Below are 7890 nucleotides of genomic sequence, written 5' to 3'. Positions count from 1 at the left end.
TTGATGGGGAGGGCAGGGTGGGGTGGCGAGAGCACCGATCTATCAGTTGCCCCACCGGCTGAATGTCGATTCACCCTCATCCTCCCCTCAAGGGGAGAGGGGACCAGATTGCCTCCAGCCCGATCACTTATCCCCCTCGGTCCCCACCGGTCATAAGATGCTCAGAGGGGGGAGCGATGTCGCCAAGTCTCAAAACACCAGACCTGACGCTCCGGAGCCCCTCACTCAACCCCATCCAGCCGCTCCCGCAGGCTCACCAGCTCACGCCGCAGCGCATCGGCCCCCGCAATATCGAGTCCACTGGCCTTGCCCACGGCCAATGGAATGCTCAGCGCCTTCTCGCGCAGCGCGCGGCCCTCATCGGTCAGCAACACCCGCACCTGCCGCTCGTCCTCTGCATCGCGCCGCCGCTCGACCAGCCCGCGCGCCTCCAGCCGCTTGAGCAGCGGCGTGATCGTGCCCGAATCCAGCAGCAGCCGTTCCCCCAGCGCCTTGACCGTCAGCCCGTCGCCTTCCCACAGCACCAGGAACACCAGATATTGCGGATAGGTCAGCCCCAGCGCGTCCAGCCGCGGCTTGTAAAATCGCGTGAAAGCATGCCCGGCCGCATAGACGGCAAAGCACAGCATCGAATCCAGCTTGAGCAGGTCCGGTTTGTCGGTCACGCCAGTCTCCATTCCACAACCACCGCCAAGAGTGTATCACGATAAATTAGATTGCGCAAAATTCAATTGCGCGCTATGTACAATCATCCAAGGAGACACAAAATGATCAAATCAGCCATCTACACCGCCCATGCCACCTCGACCGGTGGCCGCACCGGCACCAGCGCCACCGATGACGGCCGCCTCTCGGTTACCCTCGATACGCCCAAGGAAATGGGCGGCAATGGCGGCCCCGGCACCAATCCTGAACAGCTTTTCGCCGCCGGTTATTCCGCCTGCTTCCTTGGCGCCATCAAGGCCGTCGCCCGCGGCGACAAGATCAAGGTTCCCGACGAAACCAGCATCAACGCTGCCGTTTCCTTCGGCGAAAACGCCAATGGCATCGGCTTCGGCATCGCCGTCGCGCTCGAAGTCACCATTCCCGGCATGGACCATGACGCGGCCCTGGCGCTGGTCGAAAAAGCCCACCAGGTCTGCCCCTATTCCAACGCCACGCGCGGCAATATCGACGTCAAGCTCAGCGTCGCCTGATAACAAGACAGCCGCCCGGACCTGTGTCTGGGCGGCTGCGATCTTTGAAACCAAACTAAGTTCAGGCGGCTTCCGCCACCACATCCAGCGGTTCCCAGCGCTGCGTCTTGCGGTCCAGCGCCAGCGAGATGAAGAACAGAATCAGCCCGCCAACGGCCATGATCGCCCCGACCACGCCGGTCGATCCCCAGCCATAGCCCGCCGAAATCGCCAACCCGCCCAGCAGCGCCCCCAGCGCATTGGCCATGTTGAACGCTGCATGGTTGAGCGTCGCCGCCAGCGTCTGCCCTTCGGCTGCCACATCCATCAACCGCGTCTGCAAGGCCGTGCCGATGGCCACGGTGAAGCCCACCAGCAGCACGCTGATCGAAGCCGTCAGCCAGAATTGCGCGGTAAAAGGAATGATCGCCAGGCTCACCACATTGAACGCCAGCATGCCGCCGATGGTCGCCATCAGCGCCTTGTCGGCCATATAGGCACCCAGAATATTGCCCAGCGTCATGCCGATGCCGAACAGCGCCAGCACCAACGGCACCCAAACCATGGCAATACCCGTCACCTCGGTCAGCAGCGGCACCACATAGGTGAACACCGCAAACATCCCGCCGCAGCCAACCGCGCTGATCGCCAGCGTCAGCCACACCTGCGGGCGCTTGAGCGCACTCAATTCGCGTAAGGGACTCGCCCCATCGGCCAGCGCCACCATGGGCGCAAAGCGCGCGATCATCACCAGCGCCAGCACCCCGACAATGCCCACCCCGGTAAAGGTCGGCCGCCAGCCCATATATTGGCCCAGCCACGTCGCCATCGGCATGCCGATCAGCGTGGCAATGGTCAGCCCCAGCATCACCCGGCCAACGGCGCGGGCGCGATAGCCCACATCCACCATGGAGGCCGCCACCAGCGCGACAATGCCGAAATAGGCGCCATGCGGCAGCCCGCTGACAAAGCGCAGCGCAATCAGCGCCAGATAGTCGGGCGCCGCGGCACTGCCGAAATTGCCCAGCGCAAACAGCGCCATAAGCCCCAGCATCAGCGGCTTGCGCGGCACCTTGGCGAACAATATGGCGATCAGTGGCGCCCCCACCACGACGCCAAGCGCATAGGCGCTGATCACATGCCCCGCCTCGGGTTCGGAAATCCGCAGATCGCCCGCCAGATTTGGCAACAGCCCCATGATCGCAAATTCGCCCGTACCAATACCGAAGGCACCGATGGCCATGGCAAAGATCGCCAGCTTGGTGGACAGCGAGCCGAGCCCGACAGAGGGGTGGGAAGAATCGGTCACGGCAAATACTCCGGCAGACGCAAGGGCACGGCACAAAACGCCGTTACCGTCAGCAATGTGGGATGGCCGCAAAGGGATTGCGGTTCACCCCGACACTAAAATGTCAGCCCGCCACCCCACAATGCCGCTTTATGCAGGGCCGCGTTGCACCAATTGCCTGCCAGGCAAGGATAATCCGGCGACTTGCAAGCGCGACTGCAAACTGGTCATTTGCTCGAGCATTTCCCAGAGCCACAGCCATGACCGACCTGACCTTTCGCGACGCCACACCCGCCGACATCCCCACCATGCTCAAGCTCAGCCATGCAGGCGATGCCCGTGGCGCCGATACGCCACCGCTCGATCCGGCCACGCTGGACGATCCGCGCTATCGTGCCGCCTTTGACGAAATCGCCGCCGATCCCAAGCACCGCCTGGTCGTCGCCGAAAAAGACGGCGAAGTCGTCGGCACTCTGCAGATCAGCTACCTCCCCGGCCTGCCCAATTTCGGCATGAAGCGGGGCCTGCTCGAAAACGTGCATATCCGCAGCGACCTGCGCGGCGGCGGCTACGGCAGCATCATGGTGAAATGGGCCATAGAACGCTGCCGTGAAGCCGGATGCGGACTGGTCCAGCTGACCTCGAACAAGGTCCGCGTGGACGCGCACCGCTTCTACGAAAAACTCGGTTTCGCCAAAAGCCACGAAGGCTTCAAGCTCAAGCTCTAACCCTACCAGATCGCGTTATTGGTCGCCGGATCGCTGCCAACCTTGCCATTGGCGCGATCCAGCGCGGCGATCTTGGCCATGTCGTCCGCATCGAGTTCGAAATCGAACACATCTGCATTGGCCCGGATGCGGTCGGCATGCACCGATTTGGGGATGACGATCAGCCCCTCCTGGATATGCCAGCGAATGATCGCCTGCGCCGGGCTCTTGCCATGCTTGCTGGCAATCTCGCCAATCGTGGCATTGTCCAGCGCCGCGCCGCTGCCGAGCGGGCTATAGCTCTCAATGGCAATATTGTGCCGCTTGTGCAGGTCGCGCACGTCGCGCTGCTGGAATTCGGGATGCAACTCGATCTGGTTGACCGCTGGCGCAACGCCGCTATCGCCAATGATGCGCTCAAGATGCTCGGGCAGGAAATTGGACACCCCGATCGAGCGGATCCGGCCATCGCGCTGCAATTGCACGAAGGCCTTCCAGGTGTCGGAATATTTGTCCTGCGCCGGTACGGGCCAGTGGATCAGGAACAGGTCGAGATAATCAAGACCCAGCCGGTCCAGCGATCCCATGAACGATTTGAGCGTCGCATCATACCCTTGGTCGCGTGTGCGCAGCTTGGAGGTGATGAACAGCTCTTCGCGCGCCAGTCCACTGTCCTTGATCGCGGCCCCAACACCCTGCTCGTTGCTATAACCCTGCGCCGTATCGATCGAGCGATACCCAGCCTGTAGCGCCACGGCAATCGCCGCACCCACTGCATTATTGGGTATCTGCCAGACGCCAAACCCCAATTGGGGAATGGTCCGGCCGTCATTGAGCGTGATTGTCGGAATATCCGCCATCGTAAAAAATCCTTTGAGGCTAGAAAATGATCGCCAGGCCCGTGAGCGCCAGCAGGACAATAATGGCGATGCCGATCAGCATGATGAAGAAAATGATCTTGGCCAGTGCCGCGGCGCCCGCAGCTATGCCGGTGAACCCAAGCGCACCGGCAACCAATGCGACGACGACGAGAAGAATGAGCAATTGCAGCATGGTGAATTCCTTGTGGCGGCTTACCCTCGTCAACGCGCCGCCACCACAGGCCGTTCCGCCTTAAGCTGCGCCGTATCGTTCGCGGGCCCGCTCGCGCGCCTTGGCCGCAACCACTTCGCGGTCTTTGGGTGGCGCATCGGTATCGAGCGATTTGAGCAGCTTGCGCACCACCGCCTCGATCTCCTCGACGGCGGCGTGAAAGGCGGCCTCATTGGCTTTGGACGGGTGGGTATAGCCCGAAATCTTGCGCACGAATTGCAGCGAGGCATCGTGCATTTCATTGCGCGTGGCGGGCGGCTCGAAATTAAACAGGGTTCGGATATTGCGGCACATGACACCTCTCCTCGTACCCCAAGGCTGACTCCATCTCCCCTTTGGCGCAAGTCCTTGCGCTTACCAAGTATTAGCCAGCCCAAGCCTGCGCGATTGACCATCACCCGCCCGCTCCGTCAGATGGCGCCTCACTCGACGGCGAGGAACGCGACCGGTGACATCACGCAATGTGATCCTGCTCGGCGCGGTATTGGCCACATTTGGTGCAGCCCTGCCCTTGGCCGCCGCTGCTTACCTATCCTGGCAACTGGCCCTGAACGGGGAGCAGGAGCGCCTCTCCGCGCTCGCCGAACGCCTCATCACACGCATCAATATGACCATTGACGACGCCGGCCAGGCGCTCGAGACCATCAATGCCACAGACCTTGTGCCCTGCTCGGAACCGCATATCGCCGAAATGCGAGCACTGACCACGACGGGCACGATCAACGAGGTCGGCTATTTCGTGGGTGGTCTGCTGAAATGCACCTCCTGGGGCATCACCAAAACGCCAGTCCCGATGGCTCCCGCCGATTTCACCACAGCCAATGGCATCGCCATCACCGCCCCCTTCCAGTCCAGCATCGTCAGCGATGGGCGGCCGGTCATGGGTTTCCAGCTCGGTTCCTATAGCGTGCTGGTCGATCCGCAGCGTTTTGTCGATGTGAATGATGACACCAGTTCCGGCCTGGTCATCGCCCATGAAAACGGCACGCTGATCAGCGCAAACAACATACCCAACCCGGCCTTGCTCGCCTCGCTCGTAGCCAGTCCTGGCAGCGGCATGGATGACGGCACCATCTTTTCAGTCGCCGGGCAAAATGGCTGGCTCACCATGGCAACCAGCCCGCGCAGCACCATCCTTGCCGGCCTGCAACGCCAATTGCTGGTCCTGCTGCCCATCGGCATTGCCATAGCGGCGCTGATCGTGGGCGCCATCATCTGGGTCTCGCGCAAGCGCCTCTCCCCGGCCAGCGAATTGGCCCGCGCCGTGCGCAACCGTGAATTTTGTCGTCCACTACCAGCCGCTCATCGAACTCAAATCCGGCATTTGCGTCGGTGCCGAAGCCCTGGTGCGCTGGCGACGGCCTGATGGCACCATGGTCCGCCCGGATCTGTTCATCCCCCTCGCCGAGGAAAGCGGCCTCATCCTGCCCATCACCGATCAGGTGATCGAGGCCGTCATTGCCGATCTAGGCACGACACTGGTTGCCGACCGCTCGCTGCACGTCGCCGTCAACTTCTGCGCCGACGACATCCGCACCGGCCGCATGCTGCCAATCCTTGAGCACAAGCTGCGCAACGCCGGCATCAGGCCCCAGCAAATCTGGCTCGAAGCCACCGAACGGGGTTTCATCGATATAGAAGCCGCCCGCGCCACCATGAGCCGGGCTCGCGCCATGGGCCATTCCGTCGCCATCGACGATTTCGGCACCGGCTATTCCAGCTTGCAATATCTGCAGGACTTGCCGCTCGACGCGCTCAAGATCGACAAATCCTTCATCGACACGATCGGCAAAGGCAGCGCCACCAGTTCGGTCACCCCGCACATTATCGCCATGGCCAAAACCCTTGGCCTGTTCACCGTCGCCGAGGGAATCGAGACCCAGGAACAGGCCGATTATCTGATCGATCAGGCGGTCGGTTTCGGCCAGGGCTGGCTCTATGCCAGGCCCCTCCCCGCCAAGGCATTCATCGCCTTTCACCAGCAAAACCAGGCCAGCAAGGGCATCGCGCCCGAAGTGCTGCGCGCCGCGCCCTAGCGCAGCGGCACTGTCAGCGTACCACTCGCATTGAACAGGCGATTATCCGTACCGATGCCGCCATAGCCCAGTGTGGTTTTCCAACGCATCCCCTCCGGCAACGCGATTTCGACAGTGCCTTCCAGCCGTCCTCTCAATCCTTCAAAGCCATCCACGCTGTCGCGGCTCAAGACCGTTGCGCTGGTGTCGAGCCGCAGGCCCGCATTGATGACCACATTGTTTTGCGTCGTCAGCCGATAGGACACACCCGGCCCGATGGCGAGTCTGCCGCGGCCCAGTTCCTGCCCGAACACCAGATTGCCGGCTCCATCAAGGTAGGGCGCAACCCGCTCATCGAAATAGCTGAACCTGGCTTGCGGACTGAACGTCCACCGCCCCGAAGTCCATTGGCCCAGCAAGGCCGCCGTCATCAGCCAGGTGTCGGCGGCAAAGCGACCCTCTATGCCCTGGGCTTGGGTTATACCGGCCGACGAGCCACCGCTGCCCATCAGGTCGGCATAAACATTGTCCAGCACCCGCACCGTGGCATAGCCACCGGCCATCCAGCCGCCCCTCACCAATGCCGAAGCATCGCTCCAGTCCCGGATCATCGTGTCGGCTTCGACAAATCCCCCGATCAGCAAATCTTCGCCCACCACCCGGTCGACACCCATCGCCGCCACGCCGTACCGGCCCGCGGCCCCCTGCTCATTTGCCAGGGCAAAGGTCCCGCGCATCCAGACATCCCAGACATTACGCTGCTCATTGCCCAATATCCTTTCGAAGGCACCCAGCGAAGCCGCCACGGGAATGGGTCGTCCAGCCACAATGCCCGGGAGCGCATTCATGAAAAGCTGCGGCGAAGCCGCCACCGACACCGCTCCCTTGAGCCGCTCGATACGATCCTCGCTCGGCGGCAGGCTGGACAACAGCAGGTCCCCCCGCGCCGGCACCAGGCTCTCGATCAGCGCGGCCGCTCGCTCGGGCGCGCTCATGACGCTGAATGTGCAGATCAGCAATTCTCCAGGGTCCAGTACCAGTTCCGCCGAACCACTGGCCCGATCGCCCTGGCTATTATCGTCCGAACAATCCACGGCGCGCACGCTCATGCCCATGCCACTCGCATCATCGATGCCGATCCTGTATTCCCCTGCCGGCAGGGTGATTGGCCCGCTCTCGGCCATCCCGCCAAGACTGGCCAGGTGCAGATTGAGCGGTGGCGTCAGCGAGGAAAACCCAAACATCGCATCGGCACCGCTGACACGGATAACCACCAGGCCCGGCTCGCTGGCGGGTTGGCCCAGTGCCGGAGCAACGGCCGCCAGAACCAGGCACAAGGCCTTCAGCCCGCGCCGGAAAAGCCGGGCGAGGAAGAACATCCCGCATTGTCTCGTCCGGCGCCACCCGGACAATCCAACCATTTGCAATTGCCGTCCCTGCTTGCTCGGCGCCTAGTCGCGACCAAGCGGCCGCAGCGCCTCCTGCGTCTGGAGAGCCCCAGGACTGACGCTGGCTCTCCGCTCACCCCTCAGGGCTGCGGTTATGGTCACCCCGTTTGCCGTCACAATCCACCCCGCAGGCCGCAAGGGCGTCATGACCTGAGAGGGCGACTG

The 7890-nt window shown here is 62.6% G+C and carries 10 protein-coding genes; 4 read left to right on the top strand and 6 right to left on the bottom strand.

Annotated elements, in window-relative coordinates; genetic code table 11:
• Nucleotides 1-221: 221 nt before the first annotated feature.
• Nucleotides 222-629 (bottom strand): MarR family transcriptional regulator, encoded by a 408-nt coding sequence (locus FF80_RS11880; RefSeq protein ID WP_280113899.1) that lies wholly within the window; start codon nucleotides 627-629, stop codon nucleotides 222-224.
• A gap of 138 nt (nucleotides 630-767) precedes the next feature.
• Between FF80_RS11880 and FF80_RS11875 the strand changes: the two genes are divergently transcribed.
• On the top strand, nucleotides 768-1196 hold the full coding sequence (locus FF80_RS11875) for an organic hydroperoxide resistance protein (RefSeq protein ID WP_035100593.1): 429 nt from the start codon (nucleotides 768-770) through the stop codon (nucleotides 1194-1196).
• Between the two features lie 61 nt (nucleotides 1197-1257).
• On the opposite strand, the gene FF80_RS11870 is transcribed toward FF80_RS11875, so the two are convergent.
• Nucleotides 1258-2484: an MFS transporter gene (locus FF80_RS11870; RefSeq protein WP_052153447.1), complete on the bottom strand. Its 1227-nt coding sequence runs from the start codon at nucleotides 2482-2484 to the stop codon at nucleotides 1258-1260.
• 239 nt (nucleotides 2485-2723) lie between these two features.
• On the opposite strand from FF80_RS11870, the gene FF80_RS11865 reads away from it, so the two are divergent.
• Nucleotides 2724-3191, top strand: coding sequence for a GNAT family N-acetyltransferase (locus FF80_RS11865; RefSeq protein ID WP_035100592.1), 468 nt, complete (start codon nucleotides 2724-2726; stop codon nucleotides 3189-3191).
• Nucleotides 3192-3193: 2 nt separating this feature from the next.
• On the opposite strand, the gene FF80_RS11860 is transcribed toward FF80_RS11865, so the two are convergent.
• From FF80_RS11860 to FF80_RS11850, 3 genes are read right to left on the bottom strand one after another with little or no spacing between them, the layout of a single operon-like run.
• The gene (locus FF80_RS11860) at nucleotides 3194-4030 is read right to left on the bottom strand and encodes an aldo/keto reductase (protein ID WP_035100589.1); all 837 of its coding nucleotides are present in this window, start codon (nucleotides 4028-4030) and stop codon (nucleotides 3194-3196) included.
• A gap of 19 nt (nucleotides 4031-4049) precedes the next feature.
• On the bottom strand, nucleotides 4050-4223 hold the full coding sequence (locus tag FF80_RS21390; RefSeq protein WP_035100586.1) for a DUF1328 family protein: 174 nt from the start codon (nucleotides 4221-4223) through the stop codon (nucleotides 4050-4052).
• Between the two features lie 60 nt (nucleotides 4224-4283).
• Nucleotides 4284-4556 carry a DUF2277 domain-containing protein gene (locus FF80_RS11850; RefSeq protein ID WP_035100583.1) on the bottom strand — a complete coding sequence of 91 codons (273 nt, stop codon included), beginning with the start codon at nucleotides 4554-4556 and terminating at the stop codon, nucleotides 4284-4286.
• Nucleotides 4557-4710: 154 nt separating this feature from the next.
• On the opposite strand from FF80_RS11850, the gene FF80_RS22400 reads away from it, so the two are divergent.
• Nucleotides 4711-5628, top strand: coding sequence for a CSS-motif domain-containing protein (locus tag FF80_RS22400; protein WP_348270329.1), 918 nt, complete (start codon nucleotides 4711-4713; stop codon nucleotides 5626-5628).
• Nucleotides 5537-6298, top strand: a complete 762-nt coding sequence (locus tag FF80_RS22395) for an EAL domain-containing protein (protein WP_348270328.1) — start codon at nucleotides 5537-5539, stop codon at nucleotides 6296-6298. Before FF80_RS22400 ends, FF80_RS22395 begins: the two co-directional genes overlap by 92 nt.
• Here FF80_RS22395 and FF80_RS11840 read toward each other — a convergent pair.
• The gene (locus FF80_RS11840; RefSeq protein ID WP_035100581.1) at nucleotides 6295-7656 is read right to left on the bottom strand and encodes an autotransporter outer membrane beta-barrel domain-containing protein; all 1362 of its coding nucleotides are present in this window, start codon (nucleotides 7654-7656) and stop codon (nucleotides 6295-6297) included. The genes FF80_RS22395 and FF80_RS11840 overlap by 4 nt on opposite strands.
• Nucleotides 7657-7890 lie beyond the last annotated feature (234 nt).

The organism is Devosia sp. LC5 (assembly GCF_000735585.1).
Classification (GTDB): Bacteria; Pseudomonadota; Alphaproteobacteria; order Rhizobiales; family Devosiaceae; genus Devosia.
This window is presented reverse-complemented; position numbering and strand designations above follow the sequence as displayed.